We start from the raw sequence: 22,626 nt of genomic DNA on the forward strand, positions 1-22,626 counted from the left end.
GCAAAAACATTGTGCGACCATGGACTTTCCGACGGTTCACCTGCTGTAAACAAATAACCCATGAACGCATTCAAGCCCAGAGAAACCCTGACCGAACAAGTCGCCCGCCATATTGAAAACCTGATTGCCTTTGAACAGCTGAGATCCGGTGAGCGCATCTACGAAAGCGCCATGGCCAAAGAGATGGACGTCAGTCATGGTTCCATCCGCGAGGCGCTGTTACTGCTGGAAAAACGGCACCTGGTGCGCAACGTGCCACGCAAGGGGGCGTTCGTTACCCCGCTGGACGAGCACTTTGTACGCAGTCTCTATGAAATTCTCGAGCTGTACCTGACCCACACCGGCCAGAAACTGGTGCGACAGTGGCAACCCGAGGACATGGCCCGGCTTGAGAAGCTGTACCGGCAAATGAAGGATTGCTACCAGAAAAACGACCTGATGGCGTTTCTGGAACTGGGCATTGAATACACCAAGGCCTCGCTGGTGTACGCGGACAACTACTTCATCGTCTCCGCCATCGACGATCTCTGGCCTTCGGCCAAACGCTGTGCGTTTGTCGCCTTTCGCCAGGGCGGCGCCCAGGTACTGGAAGACAACCTGATGCACATGGAAGAATCCATCCGCGCCATTGGCAACCGGGACGAAGCGGCCCTGGCCGACATCCTGCACCGATACGCCATCCAGCAATGCGAACAGGTTCTGGCCGCCATCAACGTGGGTTGAGGCTGGCGCTGGCTGACGGGTCAGTAGAAGAGCTGGGTAAACGAGAAGCCGATATTCAGGTAGGCGGTCCAGTTATCCTCGTTGTTGTAGGCAGCGGCCAGTTGCACCGGCCCGAGCAGGGTATCCACGCCAGCAAAGGCACTCCAGGAACGCACGGTGTCGCCCCACCGGGCATCGCGCATACTGTCCCAGGCATTGCCGGTTTCAAAACCGGCGCCGGCAAACCAGGGCATGACCGGACCACCAAACTCCCGCCGACCGTACACAGAGGCCAACACCGCGTCGTTGCCGGTAATTTCCCCCGGGGCATAGGCTGAAAGCTGGCGAAAACCACCCAGGCGGGCGGCGTTTTCAATACCGGCATCGCCGCTGAAAATCTGGCGGGTATACAGCAGCCCGGTCAGGTTAAAACGCTCCCAGGTGCCAGTACCCAGAAGCATGGCCGTGACGCCGTCAAAGTGACGATCTGAACCCAGGTCCTCCCTCTCCACCCGCCCGCGAATCCCGGCAAAAGCGCCGGATTTCGGGAAGAAGGCATCGCTCAGGGAATCGTGCACCAGCTGCAGGCTGACATGCCCCTGATGCACATTGTCGGCGGGGGCGACCGGAACACCCACTTCGTCGTCAACCGAGGCATACCCACGCACATAGGCCAGACGAACCTCTCCGTTGCCTCCCAGCTCCATGCCCAGGGCCAGATCCACTTGCCGAAAGGTGACATCCACTTCCGAAATGCGCCGGCCCTGATCGTAGATGCTGTAGTCGTCGCGTCGATACTCCACACCGACAACGGCAAACCGGTCATAACCATAGGTCAGCGGCTGGTACCACTGGCTTCGGACCCAGGGCTGGGTGCCCAACTGAACACCGGTCAGCCATTCGGCGCCCAACCGGTTCAGCTCGGTCATGCGAAGGCCAGCTGCCAGGTTGAAGCGGGTATTTCCCTCAAAGTTATCTTCATAGTTGAGCCCGAACGACAGGTAATTCGGTCCCCAGCTTTTCTCCCGCGCCCGTATCACAAGGACGGGGCCCGCTTTCGTGGGCGCCAGTGACCAGCCCACGGATTCGTAATAGCCAAGGCCATAGATACGCTTCAGGTCTGCTTCAAGCTCCGGTACGTTTAGCACTTCTCCCGGTTGCTGGCGAATCCGCTCCCTCAGGAAGTCAGTCGCCAGACGCTCGCCCTCGGCGATCTCCACCCGAACCACAGGCCCGGGCACCCAACTGCCGGCGGCCCGGCGCGACTGATACGCCACCCACTGTTCCTCAGGCACCGACAGCCGATTCAGGGCAACCGCATGCTCTCGGGCGGCGGTGGCACCCAGTTCGAACAGGATCGGTGCATTGTAAAAGTCGGCGGAGCCAAAACCTTCGAGGTCTGGGTGAACCAGCACGTCCCGGTCGGTCAGCATATCCAGTTGGGTATCGGTATTCCTGCGGGTGATCAGTGTGGTCAATTGACCCACCACCGAGAAAGCCTCCCGTAACTGATCAGCGCTCATCATCGGATCAGTGATGTCCACGGCAATGACCACATCTGCGCCCATCTCCCGGGCCACGCTGACCGGAAGATTGTTGGCAACGCCTCCGTCCACCAACAGCCGACCGTTGCGCTCAACTGGCGCATAAACGCCCGGAATGCTCATGCTGGCCCGAATGGCCTCAGCAAGATTACCGTCTCCGATGACCACCTCTTCACCGGTTTCAAGGTCGGTGGCCACGGCTCGGAAGGGAATGGGTAACTGATCGAAATTTTCAACCAGGGCAGCATTGCGGGTGAGTTCATTGAGGATAAAGCCAAGATTCTGCCCGGTCACCAGGCCTCCGCCCAGGTGCACACCTTGCCTGCTGACCCCCAGGCCGGGCACCAGTGGCAGACGCCAATCGTCCTGTTTGCGCCGGACCGGCTTGAACGCCCGGCCGGGGTCGTCGCGGAAGCTGGACAACCAGTCCAGCTCCAGAAACCGCTGCTCAATCTCGGATACCGACATACCCGAGGCGTAGAGTGCCGCCACGGCGGAGCCGGCACTGGTGCCTACCACCACATCCACCGGCACCCGCATTTCCTCAAGAACCCTCAGCACACCCACATGGGCCATGCCTTTGGCACCACCGCCACTGAGCACCAGCCCAACTTTGGGGCGTTCTGAAGGTTCCGAGGCCAATACTGGCACCCACAGCAGGGGCGCCAGAATCAACACCAGAAACTGACAATACCGAAGGCCTGGCAAACCCCGGTCAGCTCTTGTCGTGGTGTTTGTCATCGTCGGCCAGGGAAAGGTGGGAAACGTCCGGAACCATCGGAGGTGGCAGATCCCGCTTTACCCCCAGATCGGAGCCCGGGGGCGCCAGGCTCCAGTCGTCCAGATGCTCGAACATGGGCGCTTCCGGGTCTTCATGCTCCACCAGGGTGACACCCACAGGGTCCAGGGTCAGGCCTGAGCCAGCAAGGATATCGTCCACTTTCTCGCCAGCCACTGGCAGGCGATCTCCAGGTTCTGTCGCCGGCACATTGCCCTTAGAGGCCGCTTTCGGCGGGGCCGTTGGTGCGTCTGTCTCGGTTTGCTGATCGGCCTGGGGAACCGGCGCAGGTTTCGGTGCCGGGGCGGCAGCCTGGGCTGACCCAGCCATCGGCTGTACATGGGCAACCATGCCATGCTTGCGCAGTACCGCCTGGTATTTCTCAGCCTGAACCTGCTCCAGCTTGTTGCGGATAACAACAGGCTGGCCACTGAACATGCGGTCCAGTTGCTCCACGCTGGCTTTGAACAGGGCCCGGGCGTTATTGCGCGCGGTTTCCACATCGGTACCCGGTGCGCACTCACCCTTGAATACAAGCTGGAACATGGCAATCCCTCTCACTTTCCCAATGGTTCTGGCTCCATGATAGCGGAAAACCGGCCCTCCGGCAGGCTGGCAAACACCGGGCGACACTGAATTATGTCCAAAATGCAAACAATTGAAAAATACCGTGTATCAATGACGAAATTTCCGAGACTCTCTGCAATAATCAACCGTAACCAAACTTTACACTTGGTTACATATAGGTTATTCCATCCGTTTTCGGGAGTGCTCGTTATGCGCACCAGACCCTACGCCTTCGCATCCGCGGTTGCGTTATTGATGTCAGCCGTTCAGGCACATGCCGAAAATCTTGACGTTTTGATGAGCCAGGTTTTTTCCAACCAGGAAGCCACCTACATCGGTTTTGAAAGCGTGGAACGGGAAGACATCCCGGAACAAGCCGCCGTAGACCGGAAATATCTGATCGTCGACTTCCGACTCGCTGAGCAGAATCCGGAAAATGAGCAGCTTCAGGCCAGTGTTCACAGGGTCTGCATGACTCTGCTCAAAGACCGGGCGCTGGTTCGCTCCCTGTCAGACTCCGGGTACGACATGGTGTCGGTGGCGTTCGACCGCAAATCCCAGTTCGACTGCCTCTAAGCTGCCGCTCAGCTCAACGCTGGCCCAGCAATTTGGGGAAAGCTTCAAGGGCCGTATTAACCGCATCCAGATTGAACGCCTCCACATCCGCCAGCAGTTTTTCGCCGTAGCTAGTGACCGACGGCGAACGATGGCGCTGACCCCACTCAACAATTCGTAGCGCAAAGTCTTTCATCTGTTCCGGGTCGCCGCTTTCACGAACATCCTGCCACTGGTCACCAAAGTCCTCCGCCAGCTTCTCCCGCAGCCAGCCTCGCTCCTGCATACTCATGGTCTGGGCCAGCAGCCGCTCGGCTTCCTCCGGCGTCCCGTCATCTTCCGCCTGCTCTACGGTGGCCTCAACCCGGGGCAACACGAGAGTAAAGGTGGACCCAACATCCGGTTCACTCTTTACCGTCAGTTCACCGCCCATCATTTCCACCAGCTTCCGACTGATGGCCAGGCCCAGGCCGGTGCCGCCGTATCGCCGGGAGCTCTGACCTTCCTGCTGCTCAAAGGCGTCAAAAATACGATCCTGCTGATCCGGCGCAATCCCAATGCCGGTGTCAGCCACGGTCACTTTCAACCGGTAGTAGCGGATATCCGCGTCCTTACCGGTGGACTCGTCCAGTTCTTTGGCCACGGCCCGCACTGTCACTCCGCCTTCGTGAGTGAACTTGATGGCATTGCCCACCAGATTGAACAAAACCTGGCGCAACCGGGTTTCATCCAGCATCATTGCCGAGGGCATACCAGAGCCCACACTCACCTCCAGGGTAATGCCCTGCTCGGTCGCTCGCAGATCAAAGATATGTCGGACATCGCTGAGCAGCCGGCGAACCGAAACCGGGCCAAAGTCCAGGCGCATCTTGCCCGCCTCGATCCGTGACAGGTCAAGAATGTCGTTGATCAGCATTAACAGGCTACGGCTGCCGGCGCGGATGGCGTTCAGGTAGTTCCGCTGCTGGGGATCGGTCACCGAGTTGTAGAGCAGATCGCTGTACCCAATGACCGCATTCATTGGGGTTCGGATCTCGTGGGACATATTGGCCAGGAACTCACTCTTGGCCCTGCTGGCGGTTTCCGCCTCCCGGGCCAGGCGTTCGGCCTCAAGCTTGGCTGCCCGCAATTCATCCTCACTGCGGCGCAGGGCGTTCTCGGAACGGATTCTCTCATCCACCTCCAGCGACAGCTTGCGGTTCCAGTACAGGAAGATCAGCACCACAACGATGGCAATCAGGATAATGCGCCGGACCACGGTGTAGTCAGCTTCCTGTTCGATATCCAGGTGTATCCAGCGGTTATACACCGCCTCGGTCTCCGATGCCGGCAGGCTGCTCAGGGCCTTGTTGAGGATACGGTGAAGCACCGGATTGTCCTTGCTGACCGCCAGCCGCAGGTCATACTGATAGGGCGTAATGCTGGTAATTCGCAGGTTCGACAGGCCCAGCCGGGCAACCGTGTAACTCACCGCCGGAATATGCGTAACCATCACATCCAGGTCGCCGTTGGACAGCGCCAGAAGCCCCTCCTCAACGGTTTTTTGCGGATACAGATCCAGGTTCGGGTGATTGATCAACAGATAGTCGTGGCTGGCCTGGCGGTTAACCACACCGACCCGCTCATCCCGCAGTTCCCTCAGATCACCAATGAACCGGCCGGTATCCCGGATGGCCAGGGCAATCGGTACCGACACATAGGCCCGGGTGAACAGGAATTCCTGTTCGGTTCGGGGGGTGCGGGACATACCCGGCAGAATATCCACTTCACCCGCCTTCAACATGTCCTCGGCCGACTGTCGGGAACCTGCAATCACCCGATTGAAGCGAACATCCAGGTTCTCCTCCAGCCGTTTGACCAGGTCAGAGGCAAGGCCCGCCGGGCGGCCGTCCTGCTCGAACTCAAACGGTGGCCAATCGCCACGCATACCCACTTTCAACCCTGGATGACGTTTCAGCCACTCCAGCTCCGAAGCGGTCAGGGCCACGCCACGTCCTTCCAGGGCCGGCATGTTCGCCTGCAGCCAGGCCTGGCGAATATCCCGGTGCTCGTTGTGGCTCAATGCCTGAATGGCCCGGTCGAACACCCGGAAAAGGCGGTCACGGCTGGTCGGCACCTGCAACACAACATCCACCGGGCGATTGTCCAGCAGAACGGCCAGACCGATACCATTGATCATCGCGGATTCAAGGTAATCCGAGACCACCGGAACCGGCCCGAGGAAGGCGTCGGCCTTGCCGGACAACACCAGGCTGATGGCCTCACCAAGACTGGCGACGGGCACCGGCGAAAAGTTATCAATCGGGTCCAGCAAAGGGAACTGGTTGGGATCACCACCAATAATCGCGACGTTGGCAAATTCCAGATCGGAAAGCGTTCGGTAGGCGGCGTCGCCGGCATTTACAAATATCCCATAGGTCAGCGACATCATCGGTGAGGTGTGCCGAAGGCCCGGGATCACCGGTGATCCCGGAATGCGGGTCGTCAGAACCAGGTCAGCATCGTCGCCCTGGTCGACTGCCATGAAAGGCTCAACCGGCACGCCAAGCTTGTCTGACAGGCGGGCGAGATAATCAATCCAGATACCCGCCAGCGCACCCTCACCGGTATCGAACACCAGCGGCACCTGGCTCTGCCTGACAGCCACCCGGAAGCCATCCTGCTGGCCCAACCACTCCAGGTCTGCAGCGCCCAGAACCGGCGCCGGCGAAGCCTGGGGCGGTTCCGCCCACACGACCCCTTGAATCAGGACAAACAAGAGGCCATACAATAACTGTGGAAGAGACTTCACTGGATATCCTCGGTGGTTCCACTACATTTCAGGGAACAATACCTGCAAATGTGGAAGATTTCATACTGCCTCACCGCACACAGGAGAAGCCTGTCTCATGGACACCAGCAAACACACTCTAAGCGTCCTTTTTCAGCAGCTTGGTTTACCATCAGATCAGAAAAGCATGGAGAGTTTTATCGCCCGGTATTCTCCACTGCCTTCGGAAATTGCCATCCAGGACGCCCCTTTCTGGTCCGAAAGCCAGTCGCAATTTCTTGAGGAGGGGCTTGAGGAAGACAGCGACTGGGCCGAGATTATTGATGAACTGGACGCCCTGCTGCGGCACTGATCGGCGCCGTCAGTCCACCATGACCTGATTGCGGCCGGCATCTTTGGCCTGATACAGGGCCCGGTCGGCACGATCAAACACGGTATCTTCGGCATCACCATCCCGGAACTCTGACACGCCGGCAGAAAAGGTGATTGATACCGGCTTGCCGCCAAAATGGAACGGCAGTTTGCCGACATGCTCACGAAACTGCTCTACCACGTCCCGGGCAGCCTCCAGCCCGGTCTCCGGTAACAGCAACACGAACTCCTCACCACCAAACCGGGCGATGAAATCCGTGCTGCGCAGGCGGCTTTTCATCTCCCGTGCCACCAATTGCAGTACCCGGTCACCGGCTTTATGGCCAAAGGAATCGTTGATTTTCTTGAACAGGTCAATATCAATCACCGACACACTGAGCGGGTGTCGGTAACGCTGCCAGCGGTTGTATTCGAATGAAAGCCGCTCCTGCCAGGCTTCCCGGTTGGGCAGCTGGGTAAGCAGGTCGGTCATCGCGCGCTCCCGCTCCCGGCGAACCTGCGCCTGCATCTGCTCGGAATGAGCCTCCATGGCGGCGACCTTCTCCTGCATGGCATTGAGTTGCTGCGCCAGCATTTCCTCCCGCTCGGCATCCCGCGTGCAGAATCGTTCCAGAGCACCGCCGATGAACTCCAGTCGCTGGCTCACAGACTGCTTGAGGCTCTGCAAGTCCTGACTATGTTGAATATCCTCGGATACTTTGCTCAGCTCCGACCGGATTTCCCGGTCCAGCGTTGCGGTATCATCGTGTCTGGAAGCGTAGGCATCGGACTGTTCCGAAAAGTGCTGACGCAGGGTTTCCAGGCGCTCGTCCAGCCGTTTGAGGAAAGTCTCGAACTCTCGCTGGCTGCGGGTAACCGCCTCAATCACCAGTTCAGCCACCTGATTCAGGCCTTCCCTAAGGACCTCCCAGTCGTTGCTCGATAACAGGGTTTGCTGAAGCGTCCTGGCCTGCGACTCCACCTCTGGTTCCAGGCTGACCTGATTCAACAACAGCCCCAACAACTGGCCCACACGGCGGGCGATTCTGAGCCGATGCCCCTCTTCGGCGATATCATGCTCACTTCCCGTCGGCTCCTCCGGCGCGACGGCCTGTGTGTCGGCCTCTGGGCCCTTTGGCTCGGCTTCATCAAGACGGGTAATGGCTTTGTCAATCTGATCCTGCAGGGTTTTCCAGGCATCGATATCGAACTTTTGTTTGCGCAGGTCGGATCTCAGGCGATTGAGCAGGTTATCAAGTTCCGGAGTCTGGCCTTCCGAGGCCAGGCTGGTTCGCACCAGCATGCGCTCAAGCACATTGCGCTCGGCTAACCACTGTTTTTCGCGCTGCTCTGCCTCGTCCAGTTCCCGAAGATACTTATCCTTCCAGGACTCCTCAGATGCCATGAAACACTCCCTCAAGAACCGGCATGATCATTGTCGTTTCGGTTGATATAGTTGGTCGAACGTCGACGCGCCCGGGGATGACTCTGATCGTACACCCGGGCAAGATGCTGAAAGTCCAGATGAGTATAGACCTGAGTGGTGGCGATGTCCGCATGGCCAAGCAGTTCCTGGACCGCACGCAGGTCGCCGCTGGACTCCAGCATATGGCTGGCAAAGGAGTGGCGCAGCAGGTGTGGATGCAAGCGCTGGTCGGCACCCTGCACCACGCCCCAGCGGGCCAGGCGGGCCTGGATACTGCGCTGGCTCAGGCGACCACCCCGCTGGCTGACGAATACCGCGGTTTCACCCTCGTTAGCCATGGCTGTTCGGTGCGCCAGCCATCTATTCAGGGCCGCGACGGCCTTGCTGCCGACCGGCAGAATCCGCTCCTTGTTACCTTTACCCAGAACACGCACCTCCCGGCCTTTCAGGTCCAGGGCGAGCAGGCTCAGGCTGGCCAGCTCTGCCAACCGGAGGCCCGAAGAGTACATCAGCTCGAACATGGCGAGGTCGCGGATTTCCAGGGGGTCGTCCGGATTGACGTCCAGCAGCTGGCTGATCTGGTCAACGTCTGCCACTTTCGGCAGCCGGCGCCCGCTTTTGGGAGCCCGAACATCCAGAGCGGGGTTGTCCCGGGCGAGACCTTCCCGAAGCAGGAACTGATAGAAACGGCGGATGGCCGACAGGTGCCTGGCAATGCTCCGACCGCTTAAACCGTCTCGGCTCAGCCGGGCCACGTAGCGGCGGATGTCGTGAATCGTCAGCTCTGACCAGGCCGGGATGTCAACTTCGATCAGCCAGTCGACCAGGCGATCGAGGTCTCGTTGATAGTGATCACAGGTACGGGGGGAATGGCGCTTTTCGGTGGCGAGATGCCGGACAAACGCAACCACCGGGGCGGCCATCGCCTCGGGTGGTCGGGTGTCCGTCGCCAGCCCGGTCACCCCTGGCCGCTCTCCACAGCCAGGCCAGACACCGGGGCATCTGTGCGATAACGATCAAGCATGGGGGGCAGCAGCCGGCTCAGGGTATCGCTGATATAGCTGAGAAACAGCGACCCCATGCTCTGATCAAAATAACCCTGCTCGCAGCTGCCGACAGCAAATACGCCAACCAGACCCTCGTGACGCAGCGGTACCAGGGCCACCGAGGCAATCGGTTCATCCCGGTCCGGGAACAGGAACTCCCGCTCGCTTTCCCGGAACTGGCCGCACACCGCACGATCACCCTCCAGCAACGAGCCCAGACGCTCCCGGGCCTGGACGGAGTTGACGATGTGCAGGGCTCCCTCGCCTTTCTCCGGCTGCGCCGAATCGCTGAACAGCAGTACCGAGGCAGCATCCAGGCCAAAATCGCCGCGGATGCTGTCATCGACGGCGGCGGCTATATCGTTGAGTGACCTGGCTTCAATCACCTGCATCAGCAACCGTTTGCTTTTCTCGAACAGCCGGTCGTTATGACGGGCGATCGATACCAGCTCCACCAGTTCACGGCGAAGGGTATCCCGCTGCTCACGGAACAGATGAACCTGGCGTTCCACCAGCGAGATGGCCCGGCCACTGTCGTGGGGCAGAGTCAGGCTGCGCAGCAGTTCATCCTGATCAAGAAAAAAATCAGGATTGGCGCGAAGATAATCGGCCACCTGCTCCCGAGTGAGTTCGCCGGCCTTCTGGCGGGCCGTTTGTTCTGTCATCGTGTTCTCCTGAGCCGTCAGGACCTTGTTTTATTGGTTCGGGAACTTCTGCGACGCCGGGGCTGGGGATCGCCCGGCAGACGAAGCTGCCCTTCAAATACCGTTTTAGCGGGGCCTTCCATCATAACAGGGGACCCATTCCCCTGCCATTCGATCACCAGAGGGCCACCCCGCAGCTCCACCTCCACCCGGGTATCCAGCAGGCCTCGCAGCTGGCCGGCCACCACCGCAGCACAGGCGCCACTGCCACAGGCCAGGGTTTCTCCCGAACCACGCTCAAATACACGCAAGCGGGCATGGCTCCGGTCGACGATCTGCAGGAATCCGATATTGGCCCGCGCGGGGAACCGGGGATGCTTCTCCAGCATGGGGCCAAGGGTGGCAACCGGCGCCGTGTCGACGTCATCCACCACCAGTACACCGTGGGGATTGCCCATGGAAACCGTCGACAATTCCACGCTCTGGCCATCAACATCGACGGTGTACACGGTCTTCTGACAGTCCGCGGCGAAGGGAATGGCGGGCGGATTGAGTTCCGGCACGCCCATATTGACCATCACCAGGCCATCCTTGCCGATTTTCAGCTCGATCACGCCCTTGGCAGTCTGTACCCGGATCACCCGCTTGTTGGTCAGGCGCTGATCACGCACAAACCGGGCAAAGCAGCGGGCGCCGTTGCCGCACTGCTCCACTTCCGAACCATCGGCATTAAAAATACGATAGCGAAAATCCACATCAGGCAGACCCGGCGGTTCGACCACCAGCAACTGGTCGAAGCCGATACCAAAGTTCCGATCCGCCAGCTCCCGGATCAACTCCGGACGCAGGCGGAAAGGCTGGCTTATGGCATCCACCACCATAAAGTCGTTCCCCAGCCCGTGCATCTTGGTAAACCGGAGCAACGGCCCCTGGCCCCGTCTTTGCGGATTCATTTCTTGCTCCCCGTTCATTCCGGCAGGCAACTTTCAGGGCCAAGCTGATCGTCCAGGGTCTCCCGGCGGCGCACCACATGCACCTGATCGCCGTCAACCATCAGCTCGGGCGGGCGATTACGGGTGTTGTAATTGGACGCCATAACAAAACCGTAGGCACCCGCTGACCGAACCGCAAGCAAATCGCCCGCTTTCAGCCGCAGTTTGCGATCCTTGCCCAGAAAATCGCCGGTTTCGCACACCGGCCCGACCAGATCCCAGGCTTTTTCCTCACCGTCCTGATGGGGCTGTACCGGGATGATGGCCTGCCAGGCGCTGTACAGTGCCGGGCGGATCAGGTCGTTCATGGCGGCATCGATAATGGCGAAGTTACGATGCTCGGTGCACTTCAGAAACTCCACGCGGGTCAGCAATATACCGGCGTTGGCGGCAATGGAGCGGCCCGGCTCCATGATCAGTTCCAGCTCCCGATCACCCAGTCGCTCGGCCAGTGCCTTGACGTAATCCGCTGGCTGCGGGGGCTGTTCCTGATTGTAGGTCACGCCCAGGCCGCCCCCCATATCCAGGTGGCGGATATGAATGCCCTGGTCCGCCAGGGTATCGATCAGCACCAACACCCGGTCCAGGGCATCCAGAAACGGGGAGACTGACGTCAGCTGGGAACCAATGTGACAGTCCACCCCATGGACATCCAGGTTCGGTAACGCTGCGGCACGGGCGTATACCTGGGGGGCCTCGGCGATATCGATACCAAATTTGTTTTCCTTCAGTCCGGTGGAAATGTAGGGATGGGTGCCGGCATCGACATCCGGGTTCACTCGCAGCGAGACCGGTGCCCTCACGCCCAACTCTCCGGCCACTTTGTTCAGGCGGTCCAGTTCGGTGTCAGATTCAACGTTGAAACAGCGCACGCCCACTTCGAGCGCCCGCTTCATTTCCCATTCCTGTTTGCCAACGCCGGAGAACACCACCCTGGCGGCATCGCCACCGGCGCGCAGCACCCGCTCCAGCTCACCGGCAGAGACAATATCAAAACCGGCGCCAAGTCGCGCCAGCACATTGAGCACCGCCAGGTTGCTGTTGGCCTTCACGGCATAGCACACCAGGTGCGGGCGGCCATTCAGGGCGCTGTCGTAGGCCCGATAGTGACGCTCGAGGGTGGCCCGGGAATATACGTAAGCCGGGGTGCCAAATCGCTCAGCGATTGACGCCACCGGAACATCTTCGGCGTACAGTTCGCCATTGCGGTAATTGAAATGATCCATGTTGATCCTGACTATCTGGATGGATTACTGCCAGGGTTGGCTGTTCAGCGTTCCGGCGACTCATCGGTGTCGGCGCGCTCATCGACCTGACCGGACCGGGCCGGATCTGCCTGCGGCACGTCCCGGTACAGTGGCCCCTTCTGGCCACAACCGGCAAGCAGCAACAACAACAGCATCGAGAGCGCCCACGGCCGGCGAGATGGTCCAACCTGCATACCCATACCCCTGAGTGAATAATGGCCGAAGTATACCCGACACCCGCCCCTGATCGCGAGGGACCCGATGGCTTACGGCAGATAACGGTTGAGGGCGTCTTCCAGCCTGGTACGGTAATACAGTGACTGACCGGTCTGGATATCCCGTTGATACAACTGCGGGTCCAGATCATGGGGCAGGTGCAGGTCGGTGAGATACACCGGATAAGATTCACCACTTTGGCGCAGCGAACGGATGTAGTGTGCGACGGCGGGAATCAGACGGTCCCCGTATTCCTGCACACTGAATTCCTGATCGTTGCAGTAAATATCGAACCGCAGTGTGCTGTCGCCCTGCTGAACACCGACGGCCTGAACCTCCAGGCCCGAAAGTGGCACCGCGGTGCCCTGATAGGGCCGGAGTTCAGCAATCCAGCGGGCGTCGCGACGTACCATTTCATAGCAACGGATACCGCCCGCCGGGTCCAGGTTCTCTGCCTGACGCAACAGGCGCCGTTCCACCAGGTTTTCCAGGAAGCGCATTAACGGACCAAGCAGGTGGTTGCGATGCCCTGCCCGGACCGAACGGGCCCACAAACTGCCATGCTCATCGACAACCCAGAGCTGGCCACGGTCACCCTGAAGCAACCAGAACACCTGTATATTGCCCGCTTCGGACGCGGCGCAGACCGCCTTTAGCACCGGCTCGTCCCGCAGGGCATGGCGGTCCGGCACTATTGGCAGATACTCATCCTGCGGCTGCAACAGCGCTGCCAGCAGAGCTTCACGACTGTCCAGGGCGACAAACCCCGGTTCCCGGCCGCTGAACTGCAGCAGGAAATAGCGATGATCCATCTCGATGATGTAACGCAAGGGGTGCGGCCCGGTGCCGCCGGCAAAGAACTGGCGTAATACATCTCCGAACAACTCCCGCACCCGGCGTGCAATGGCGCTGCCATGCCCCCGACTGGGGGCCGCCACGCGGATTTCCGGCAGCTCGGCCGGGTTCATGGCCACCTGAGCCAACACGTTTTTCAGGCACTGGATCAGGGTATCTCCGGCGGCATAGTGCTGCAGACTGATCTCATGCCAGCTGTTCAGGGTAATCTGATCAATGGTCAGCACCAGGTTATCGCGCCCACCGCTGAACCCCAGTGAATCGGAACGGGCACTGAGCTTGTGTAGCCCACGTTCGGTCAGGTGGGCTTGCGGGTCCACCGCCACATTAATCAGCAACAGGTTTTTCAGCGGGCGCACACCTCGGGACAGCGCCTCTCTGGGCGCCGGAGACATGGGCATAGGCAGAAAGCCCGACAAGACCTCCACAATGTCTTTCAGTTCGGCCACCGAGGCAACACTCTTGCCCGCCCGGACATTGAGCCGGGTGGAGCGATGCAACAAGCCGTTGCAGTAACACCACACCAACAGCTCCGCCAGATTGCCTGCGCGGCGGATCACCGGTTGCCAGAAGGCGTCGGAGGGATCTTCAAGATCCCGGTACAGCAACCACCCGTCACCTTCCCCGCCCTGTTCGGACTGGTGGTGAAAAGACAGGTTTTCCTCCGCCAGCGACGGCACCAGACCAGGGTTAACCAGTTCGATCTTGCCCGCCTTGCGCTGAAAGGCGGCGTAGAGTTTGCGGCCCAGCAGGTTAATGTCATTGGCGCTGATAGCCGCCTGGGTCTGCTGCTCCCGGGCCATGCGCGACAACAGGCGGTAGCTGTGGGTGAGTTCCGCTACGATGTTCCGCCTGAGGCCTGTCACCTCTTCTGCCCGCCAGCGCTGGCGATCGTCCAGGGCGCTGAGGCGGTCTTCGCCCCATTCCCACTGCTGCACTAGCTGTCGTAGCAGATCGATTCGCCATTGGTCCCCGGCCATTCCGGCCCGGGTGAGCGGCAAACCCGCCTTCAGGTACAGGCTCCGGCGCACCAGGTCGAGGCGCTCTGGAGCACCACTGGTCAACAGCCATTGCTCCAGTCGCTGATACAGCATGACGTAGGGGTCGAGAACGTCGGCACTGGTTTGCCCCTGATACACCGACTGTTTGAAGCTGGCGGACAATAACGGCTGGGCGGTATCGGTGGCGTAACACTCAATCAGAAACAACTTGAGAATGGCCTTCCAGGGAGCATCGATGCCTTTGTAAAGCTGCCAGATACCGGCGCCGGGGAACTCCTCATCGGGAATCGACGGCACGGCGCCAAAATCAATGTACTCGCTGGCCTTGATGAAGCGGCACTCCACCAGCCGCCGGCGGCATTCCTGGTAATGCTCCTCGGCGTCCGACGGGATCAGCCACCAGAGAGGATACCGCCCCGCCAGGTGGATGCTGGTCCGGTAGAACTCGTCCAGCAAAAGGAAATGCTGGGCACTGCCGCAGTTCTCTCCGGTGACCTCGGCCCGCTGCCGGCCGGCCCGCCAATCGCTGGCCGAGAACACGAACACGTGGAGCTCAACGCCCAGCGTTGCCGCCCATTGCGACAGTTTTTCGGCCTTGCGCTCCAGGCTGCGGATACCCTGTTCAGGCAGATCATCCCGATGACAAAGCCAGGCATCCAGATCACTGGCGACCGAGTGTCCCAGGGTGCCGGGGCTGCCCATCAGGAACAGGCTGTCGAGATCGGCCTTGCGAAGCCCCTGGTCGCGAACACTGAAACTTCGGGCAAAACGGCGCGCCGAGTTCAGCACATCGTTACCCGGCGTGTAGCCGGCCAGGCCCTGGGGGCAATTGCCATCAAGATAGCCCGGCAAAGCGGGATGATTCAGATGAAACGCCAGCGGTAAGAGTTCAAGCACCACCTGCTGCCGGTAAGTCAGGGCCGAACACGCCCGTTCCCAGCGCTGACGATTGACCAACAGAAACCGGTCCCGCAGCCGCCGCAGGGTTTTTCGGTCGATGCCGTCCTCAAAGTCGAGAACGATGGGCGGTGCGAGAACGGTCAAGAGGACTCCGGCAAGTGGTTATTTTCAGTCAGATAGTCAGTATGATGAATGAATCGTGGCAAAACCGGTAAAAAAATAAAAGGATGATCCGTTTTCGGCACACACCGGAACCGGCAACTCCTGAAGAGGCACCTGCGCTGTGAAAGAATTTATCATCCAACGTTATCGGCCGGATCTGTCCGGACCTGTCATTCAGCCAACCCTGCTGCGGGTGGACGACGATGGCCGAATCGCCCACGTCGACCGCCATGCCGAGGCCATGTTCGGCTACGACGCCGGGGCGTTGATCAGACAACCGGTGCAACGCATTCTCGCGTCCCGGCAGGACGATCCCTTTGCCCCGGCCCACCGACACCACCTGGACAACGGCCAGACGGTGCTGGTGACCTTCCGCCACAAGGATGGCTTCTTTTTTACCGCCATTCTGGGCTTGCGCATGGAAATGCGCGATTCAGACCAGGCCGCCAACGCCACCATTTCCCTGAAAGACAGCGGCGACATGGACAGCCGCCTGTTACGACTGGCAGAACAAGGCGCGGGTTTCGGGCTCTGGGAGCTGGATATGACCTCCAATGAGATCAGCTGGTCTGAGGGCATGTACCGTTTGCTGGAGTTGCGCCCCGGGACGGAATTGTCACCCGAGCAGGCCTTGTTTTACTGCCAGGTCGGCCAGAACCGCGTGCGCGCCCTGTTCCGCCGCTGCATGCGCACGGGCCGGCCGTTCAGTATGGAGCTGTCGGTACTGACCAGCCGGCAACGTTTGCAACGAGTCATCCTGTCGGGCCGCGCCCTGAAAAGCGGCGGCCGGATCCAGAAGCTCGGTGGCGTGATGGTCAACCACAGTGAAGCCATGCTACATGACCACGCCCGGCAGCAGGCCCAGAGGATTCTGGAAGCAACCGCCAGCGCCACGCCAGACCTCGTGGTCGCTGTCGACACCAGCCTGAACCTGTTGCATTTCAACGCTCCCTGGGCAGAACAGTTCCGAAACGCCTTTGGCGCCGAACCAAGGCCCGGCGACAACCTTAAAACCCTGCTTGCCGACTTCACCAACGAACGGCGCATGATAGAGCGCCTGTGGCAACGTGCCTTTGACCGGGAGCACTTCGTGGCCGAGATGCCCCTGAACCGCCAGGGCGAAGGCCTGCCAGTCTACGAATTTCATTTCCAGAATATTCAGGGCCTGCAAGGCGAGGTGGTCGGTGCCGTCCATGTTGCCAAAGACATCAGCAATCGTGTCCAGCACAGCGGCAGCGGCGACTACCGGATGCGCCATGACCCGGTGACCGGATTGATGAACCGGCGCTCCTTTGTCGAGCATCTGGAACGGGCCATGAAGCATAAGCGCAAACGCCAGTCGATGGACGGCTTGCTGCTGCTCGACCTGGACAGTTTTGAACAGTTCAACGAACAGGCCGGCAGTGGCACCTGCGATCGGTACCTGCGTGAATTGGCCGGTATGCTCGGGCTGCGGGTGCGCCAGCGGGACGCCCTGGCCCGGCTGTCCGGTGACACCTTTGCTCTGTTCATAGAGAACTGCCCCGAACCCAGGGCCCGCAAGATTGCCGAGGAAATCCGGGAGCAGATTGCCCAGTTCCAGTTTGAATGGCAGGGCAGACAGTTACAGACCACCGCCAGTGGCGGCCTGCTGATTCTCGGAACCGACGCTCCGCTCCAGCCTGAACAACTACTGACCCAGGCCGCCGACCTGTGCCATACCGCCAAGACCTCCGGGCGCAACCGTATCCACACCACCCAGGCCTTGCCCGGCGAGTTGGCCAATCGGGGCACCGACCGCCAGCTTGAACAGCTGCATCAGGCCCTGGATAACGGCCAGCTGATTCTGGAGTTTCAATCCCTCAAGCCGGTGGCCAGCGTCACCTGGGGTGACCACATTGAAATCCTGTGCCGGATTCCGGGTACAGGCGACGACTCGCCCCTGCTGCCGGAGCAGTTCCTGCCAGTAGCAGAACGGTTTGACCTGGCCAAGCGCCTGGACCGCCAGGTTATCCGACAGACTCTCCAGTGGCTGAGCCAGCATCGACTGTTGGAGCCAAGGCTGAAGTACTGCGGCTTCAACCTGTCCCTGGCCACCATTCTGGATGACACCTTTGCTGATTTCATGGAACAACAGGTGCGCCAGACCCCGTTCCAGCCCCATTGTTTCTGCCTGGAGATCCGGGAATCCCACGCCACCCAGTATCCCGATGAGGTAGCCGTATTATGTGACGCCCTGCACCGGGCGGGGTGCCGGGTTGCCCTGGAAGGGGCGGGGGCATCCGTGGAAAGCTACAGCCTGGCCGCCAACCTGCCGGTGGATATCATCAAACTGGACCGGCGCATCATGAACGATCTGGAACGTGATCCGGTGCAGCAGATCATGGTGGATGCCCTGCATCGGATTGCCGAAACCGCCGGCAAGGAAACCGTCGCCACCTTTATAGAGAACGATGAAACCCTCAGGAAAGTCCGAACCCTGGGCATTCACTTTGGCCAGGGTTACCGTTTGTCACGGCCGCGGCCGCTGGAAGAGCTCAAGCCAGCGGAGGTAGAACTCAGCACCGGCCGGATAGGCGGGTAAGCGGTTGCTGGGAGCCGCCTACCAGCCCTCCATCGGGACGCCATGTTCCCTGAGGTAGTCACCGTGCTTTTCAAGATAATTTTTGGTGCCCACCTCAAAATCATCCGGGTCACCCGGTACTTCCGTGGCCTGCATGCGCATCACCTCGATTTCGTTGCCAATCTGGTTCGAAATCCAGACCACCACGGTGCCGCCGGGTGCCAGGCCAATGGTCAAGAAGTGCCGGGGGCCGGAATACACACCCATCGGCGTCTTGTAGGTTGCCGGCTCCCGCATTCGGTCCAACAGGTCTTCCGGCACTTGAATGATCTTGGTGTAATATTTCTGCTCCGCGTAGGAAAACCAGTTGACCAGAATCAGTTCCGGAAAGGGGTCAACTCCGGCCCCAGCTCCAGTTGGGCCACGGGGCCCCTTCCAGCAACACCCCACCGCGCCGATGGGCTGGCGCCAGCTCCGCTCACCCGACTTCTCCAGAAACATGTCGGTCACCCACACTTCGTAGTGCTGTGGTGCCGCTATCCTGATCATCCAAAGAGTGTCGTCTGCCTTCGACCACGCTGAACACCCGCTGCCCAACAGGGCCATGGCCACTATGCCTATGGCCAGAATTTTCTGAATCATCATTCGCCCTCTGTTTGTGGATAAACCAGGCGCTCCCCGGAGAGCACCGGTGCATGGGGATGCAATCCCTCTAACTTCGCAGGTGTTCCCGCCACCAGGGTTTCGATGCCGTTGTAGTGTGCGGAGTAATGGATATAGCGCTGGAGCAACAGGTGTTCATGTTCCGTGGTCAATGAAGGGGCGTCGCTCCCTTGTTCAACCTGTTCCAGGAGTTGTTGCAGGATGGGGGTCAGTTCATCTGGCAAGGTATTGTCGGTTCTCCTGGTATCGATATCTTGCAGCGGCGCACCGCTATCGGTGGCCAGCCGATGCATCAACCTCAAGGCCACCTGCGAATACTCCCCCCGCACCTGGCGCAGCATCCGCAACACCAGTTCCACCCGGCCATCCGGCGCCGGGTGCTCCTGGCGCCGGGTAACAATTTCCAGTCGGGCTGGTCCTTCAGGGCCCAGGTCTTTCGGCCAGGCCTGCAATTGTTCGGATTGCCGTACCGGCAGGTTGTCGGGGCCAATCCAGCCAGCGGCCTCTACCTGTTGCCGTTTGGCCTCCAGGTTGTCCCACTGCAGGGTTTTGTCCGGCCAGCGCAGCCGGTCGCGAGGTATCGGCAACCTGGGGCTTAACAGCACGTCCTCGCGCTGGCTGTCGCCGTAACCACCTCCAATATCGGAATGAACCCCAGGCAGGGAGATTTCCCGGAAGTTGGCCGGCAAGCTACCGTCGCGGCTTCGCAGACTGTTCAGAGCAAAGTTCCTGCGGTGCTCATGGGCGGCGGTCAGGTGCACTGCATGGCGCACCTTGTCCGAATTCAGGTACAGCTTTACCGGGTAGTTGCGGTTGTTATGAGCCGATAAATCACCAGCGGCCGGGTTAACGATGGCGGCCACGGAATCGAATAGTCCCACGAAGCGAATTTCTACCGTCTCCGGCCAAGGAATATGGTTCTGAGCCAGTATCTCGGCGAGCAGGCCGCTTTCCCCCTGATTAATCTCATGCGCAGCGTGGCGGGCCGCAGCAGCCCCCCGACTGAAGCCGAACAGATCCAGGGTCAACCGATTAATAGGCTTATCTTGAAATGTGTCTTTGGCCTGCTGGGCCAGTTGAGAGAAGGCGTAGGTTACCTGTGGGACAATGCCAGCCTCCCCCATGCCGGTGGCTGCGCTATACAGCACATCATCATCGCCGGTCTTGGTGCCCGCCCCAGGAGCATAGATTTTACGCCGGTAGGTGCTGGTACCCTCCTCCTCTTTTTCTTCTTCGATGTACAAATCCCACAACTTAGCCACATTGCTGGCGGCATTGGCGTAACTGTCACCCAACATCAGGCCCATCCGCCGCTCACACTCTTCCCGGCTGATGGTGTTGTTCTCGTAGGGAATCAGGCACTCCTGCTCCAGCTGCTCTTTAAAAGCCTGGGTATTCGCGGCATTGTTCATGGTGCCGTCGGTAAACAAGCCAACTTCCAGATGAATCTTGGGAGAAGGTTCCCGGGAGGAGTCCTCCTTGGCGCCTTCGGCGGCGGATGCGGACATCAGAACGGGAGCCACTAGCGCGGAAGCCCCTAAGGGCAGGCTCAGCCGGTGGTCATCTTCGCTGCCCTGAGCCGCCTGCTCCTGACGCTGACACTGCCGGTAGTGCATCGAGAACATATTCACTTCCAGCGCCCCAACCCCCCAGGGGTCAGATTGGCGCAACTGATCGGGGGTCACGCCGCATTCGTTCAGTTGCGCCACGGCGCTCTCAATCGCAGAAGGCGTGTATATCCAGCTATCATTTACCCGCCACCGCCCCCCGGCAGGCAAGCTGTCATCTGGCTGCCAGGTCACCATGGGGGAGAAGGGGCCATCCCAGCCTTCACAGACCAACATCAGCTCACCGTCTTTCACCGCCCGGTGGACAGTCTCGGCTATGTTGCCTCGGCCACGGTAGTGGTGCCTGAATAACGAGTGCATGTTTGAACGAACATGGTCGTTCTCTTTAACCAGGCGCCTGGCCTTATCGGCGGCGAAAAAGGGGGTTTCAACGTGGGGAAGATCACAGGCTCTCAGCTCCGAGGGCCTGACCAGTTTCATGAAGCTCATCGTCAGCATTCCTTGTTGACGGTAGAAAATGGGTAAGAATCAGTCGGCAATCCTAGCCGATATTTCGTATTTATGACAAAACCGCACTTCACGGTTTTGTCATAAATCTTCTACGCTGATCAGCCTATGACACACCCATGGACTACACCAGCCTTAGCCCCTTCCGGGCGCGGGCCACCGCCGCACGCACCTGGTTCGGTGCGGTGCCGCCCAGGTGATCACGGGCCTGCACGGAGCCTTCCAGGGTCAGCACGTCAAACACATCCTCACCAATTACGTCGGAGAACTGCTGCAGTTCTTCCAGGGTCATCTCGGACAGATCACGGCTTTCGGCCACACCAAAAGCAACAGACTTGCCGACGATTTCGTGGGCATCCCGGAAAGGCACGCCTTTCTTGACCAGGTAGTCGGCCAGATCGGTGGCGGTAGAGAAGCCCCGCTTGGCTGCTACCCGCATGTTATCGGCCTTGGCTTCGATCGCCGGAATCATGTCGGCGTAGGCCTTCAGGCAGCCCTTGATGGTATCGACAGTGTCGAACAGCGGCTCTTTGTCTTCCTGATTGTCCTTGTTGTAGGCCAGCGGCTGGCTCTTCATCAGGGTCAGCAGACTGATCAGGTGACCATTGACCCGGCCGGTCTTGCCGCGCACCAGCTCCGGCACATCCGGGTTCTTCTTCTGGGGCATGATGGAGGACCCGGTGCAGAAGCGGTCCGGCAGGTCGATGAAATCAAACTGGGCCGAGGTCCACAGCACCAGCTCTTCACTGAACCGGGACAGGTGGGTCATCAGCAGCGCGGCAAAGCTGCAGAATTCGATGGCGAAGTCCCGGTCAGACACCGAATCCAGGCTGTTTTCAGTCGGCCGGTCAAAGCCCAGCAGCTCGGCAGTCAGGTTGCGGTCGATCGGGTAAGTGGTGCCGGCCAGGGCGGCAGCGCCCAGGGGCATCACATTCACCCGCTTGCGACAATCCTGCAGACGATCGGCATCACGCACCAACATTTCGTACCAGGCCAGCAAATGGTGGCCAAAGGTAACCGGCTGGGCGGTCTGCAGGTGGGTGAAGCCGGGCATAATGGTGTCCGCTTCACGCTCGGCCAGATCCAACAGGCCAGCCTGCAGGCGGGCCAGTTCCTCGGCAATCACGTCGATTTCGTCCCGCAGGTACAGGCGGATGTCGGTGGCTACCTGGTCGTTACGGCTGCGGCCGGTGTGCAGCTTTTTACCGGTAATGCCGATGCGGTCGGTCAGCCGGGCTTCGATGTTCATGTGCACGTCTTCAAGGCTGACAGACCATTCGAAGCGGCCGGCCTCGATGTCTTCCTTCACGCCTTTCAGACCATCAATAATCTGGTCTCGCTCAGCGTCAGTGAGCACACCCACTTGAGCCAGCATGGTGGCATGGGCGATGGAGCCGGTAATATCATGGTGATACAGGCGCTGGTCAAAACCGACCGACGCAGTGAAGCGCTCAACAAAGGCGTCTGTGGGCTCGCTGAAGCGGCCACCCCAGGGTTTTTCGGAGGATGTGGTCTGGTCAGACTTTTTCTGATCCGTCATGGTCTATCTTTCCTGCTGACAGCCCGGCATCATCACGCCGGCAATGGATA

At 59.9% G+C, this 22,626-nt stretch carries 17 protein-coding genes; 4 read left to right on the forward strand and 13 right to left on the reverse strand.

Going from position 1 to position 22,626, the window contains the following annotated elements; all coding sequences use genetic code 11:
• The first annotated feature begins 60 nt into the window (after positions 1 to 60).
• A complete protein-coding gene (locus tag ACZ5Q2_RS01995; protein WP_432210498.1) occupies positions 61 to 723 on the forward strand; it encodes a GntR family transcriptional regulator in 663 nt (220 codons plus the stop codon).
• A gap of 20 nt (positions 724 to 743) precedes the next feature.
• Here the strand turns inward: ACZ5Q2_RS01995 and ACZ5Q2_RS02000 are convergent, their stop codons facing one another.
• Positions 744 to 2,822 (reverse strand): patatin-like phospholipase family protein, encoded by a 2,079-nt coding sequence (locus ACZ5Q2_RS02000; protein WP_432210693.1) that lies wholly within the window; start codon positions 2,820 to 2,822, stop codon positions 744 to 746.
• 139 nt (positions 2,823 to 2,961) lie between these two features.
• Positions 2,962 to 3,570: a hypothetical protein gene (locus ACZ5Q2_RS02005; RefSeq protein ID WP_432210497.1), complete on the reverse strand. Its 609-nt coding sequence runs from the start codon at positions 3,568 to 3,570 to the stop codon at positions 2,962 to 2,964.
• Between the two features lie 231 nt (positions 3,571 to 3,801).
• On the opposite strand from ACZ5Q2_RS02005, the gene ACZ5Q2_RS02010 reads away from it, so the two are divergent.
• Complete coding sequence (locus tag ACZ5Q2_RS02010; protein WP_432210496.1) at positions 3,802 to 4,167, forward strand: hypothetical protein; 366 nt, start codon at positions 3,802 to 3,804, stop codon at positions 4,165 to 4,167.
• 13 nt (positions 4,168 to 4,180) lie between these two features.
• Here ACZ5Q2_RS02010 and ACZ5Q2_RS02015 read toward each other — a convergent pair whose 3' ends face one another.
• On the reverse strand, positions 4,181 to 6,937 hold the full coding sequence (locus ACZ5Q2_RS02015; protein ID WP_432210495.1) for an ATP-binding protein: 2,757 nt from the start codon (positions 6,935 to 6,937) through the stop codon (positions 4,181 to 4,183).
• Positions 6,938 to 7,034: 97 nt separating this feature from the next.
• Between ACZ5Q2_RS02015 and ACZ5Q2_RS02020 the strand changes: the two genes are divergently transcribed.
• Positions 7,035 to 7,268 carry a DUF2789 domain-containing protein gene (locus ACZ5Q2_RS02020; protein ID WP_061332527.1) on the forward strand — a complete coding sequence of 78 codons (234 nt, stop codon included), beginning with the start codon at positions 7,035 to 7,037 and terminating at the stop codon, positions 7,266 to 7,268.
• A 9-nt stretch (positions 7,269 to 7,277) separates the two neighbouring features.
• Here the strand turns inward: ACZ5Q2_RS02020 and ACZ5Q2_RS02025 are convergent, their stop codons facing one another.
• From ACZ5Q2_RS02025 to ACZ5Q2_RS02055, 7 genes are all read right to left on the reverse strand, one after another.
• Positions 7,278 to 8,672 (reverse strand): GGDEF domain-containing protein, encoded by a 1,395-nt coding sequence (locus ACZ5Q2_RS02025; RefSeq protein ID WP_072678636.1) that lies wholly within the window; start codon positions 8,670 to 8,672, stop codon positions 7,278 to 7,280.
• Between the two features lie 11 nt (positions 8,673 to 8,683).
• A complete protein-coding gene (gene xerC, locus ACZ5Q2_RS02030; RefSeq protein ID WP_061332591.1) occupies positions 8,684 to 9,616 on the reverse strand; it encodes a tyrosine recombinase XerC in 933 nt (310 codons plus the stop codon).
• Between the two features lie 35 nt (positions 9,617 to 9,651).
• The gene (locus tag ACZ5Q2_RS02035) at positions 9,652 to 10,404 is read right to left on the reverse strand and encodes a DUF484 family protein (protein ID WP_061332525.1); all 753 of its coding nucleotides are present in this window, start codon (positions 10,402 to 10,404) and stop codon (positions 9,652 to 9,654) included.
• A 17-nt stretch (positions 10,405 to 10,421) separates the two neighbouring features.
• On the reverse strand, positions 10,422 to 11,336 hold the full coding sequence (dapF, locus tag ACZ5Q2_RS02040; RefSeq protein ID WP_061332590.1) for a diaminopimelate epimerase: 915 nt from the start codon (positions 11,334 to 11,336) through the stop codon (positions 10,422 to 10,424).
• Between the two features lie 14 nt (positions 11,337 to 11,350).
• Positions 11,351 to 12,601: a diaminopimelate decarboxylase gene (gene lysA, locus ACZ5Q2_RS02045; RefSeq protein WP_061332524.1), complete on the reverse strand. Its 1,251-nt coding sequence runs from the start codon at positions 12,599 to 12,601 to the stop codon at positions 11,351 to 11,353.
• Positions 12,602 to 12,645: 44 nt separating this feature from the next.
• The gene (gene lptM / locus ACZ5Q2_RS02050; protein ID WP_138436827.1) at positions 12,646 to 12,816 is read right to left on the reverse strand and encodes an LPS translocon maturation chaperone LptM; all 171 of its coding nucleotides are present in this window, start codon (positions 12,814 to 12,816) and stop codon (positions 12,646 to 12,648) included.
• 72 nt (positions 12,817 to 12,888) lie between these two features.
• Entirely contained in the window at positions 12,889 to 15,738 is a 2,850-nt protein-coding gene (locus ACZ5Q2_RS02055; protein WP_432210494.1) for a class I adenylate cyclase, read from the reverse strand.
• 139 nt (positions 15,739 to 15,877) lie between these two features.
• Here ACZ5Q2_RS02055 and ACZ5Q2_RS02060 point away from each other — a divergent pair, with 139 nt between their 5' ends.
• Complete coding sequence (locus ACZ5Q2_RS02060; protein WP_061332521.1) at positions 15,878 to 18,319, forward strand: EAL domain-containing protein; 2,442 nt, start codon at positions 15,878 to 15,880, stop codon at positions 18,317 to 18,319.
• An 18-nt stretch (positions 18,320 to 18,337) separates the two neighbouring features.
• Here ACZ5Q2_RS02060 and ACZ5Q2_RS02065 read toward each other — a convergent pair whose 3' ends face one another.
• The 3 genes from ACZ5Q2_RS02065 to argH form a co-directional block, all read right to left on the reverse strand.
• A complete protein-coding gene (locus ACZ5Q2_RS02065) occupies positions 18,338 to 18,943 on the reverse strand; it encodes a DUF2931 family protein (RefSeq protein WP_227510188.1) in 606 nt (201 codons plus the stop codon).
• The gene (locus tag ACZ5Q2_RS02070; RefSeq protein ID WP_227510187.1) at positions 18,940 to 21,018 is read right to left on the reverse strand and encodes a T6SS phospholipase effector Tle1-like catalytic domain-containing protein; all 2,079 of its coding nucleotides are present in this window, start codon (positions 21,016 to 21,018) and stop codon (positions 18,940 to 18,942) included. Before ACZ5Q2_RS02070 ends, ACZ5Q2_RS02065 begins: the two co-directional genes overlap by 4 nt.
• Positions 21,019 to 21,160: 142 nt before the next feature.
• Complete coding sequence (argH, locus tag ACZ5Q2_RS02075) at positions 21,161 to 22,576, reverse strand: argininosuccinate lyase (RefSeq protein ID WP_061332520.1); 1,416 nt, start codon at positions 22,574 to 22,576, stop codon at positions 21,161 to 21,163.
• Positions 22,577 to 22,626 lie beyond the last annotated feature (50 nt).

Source organism: Marinobacter alkaliphilus, assembly GCF_055394375.1.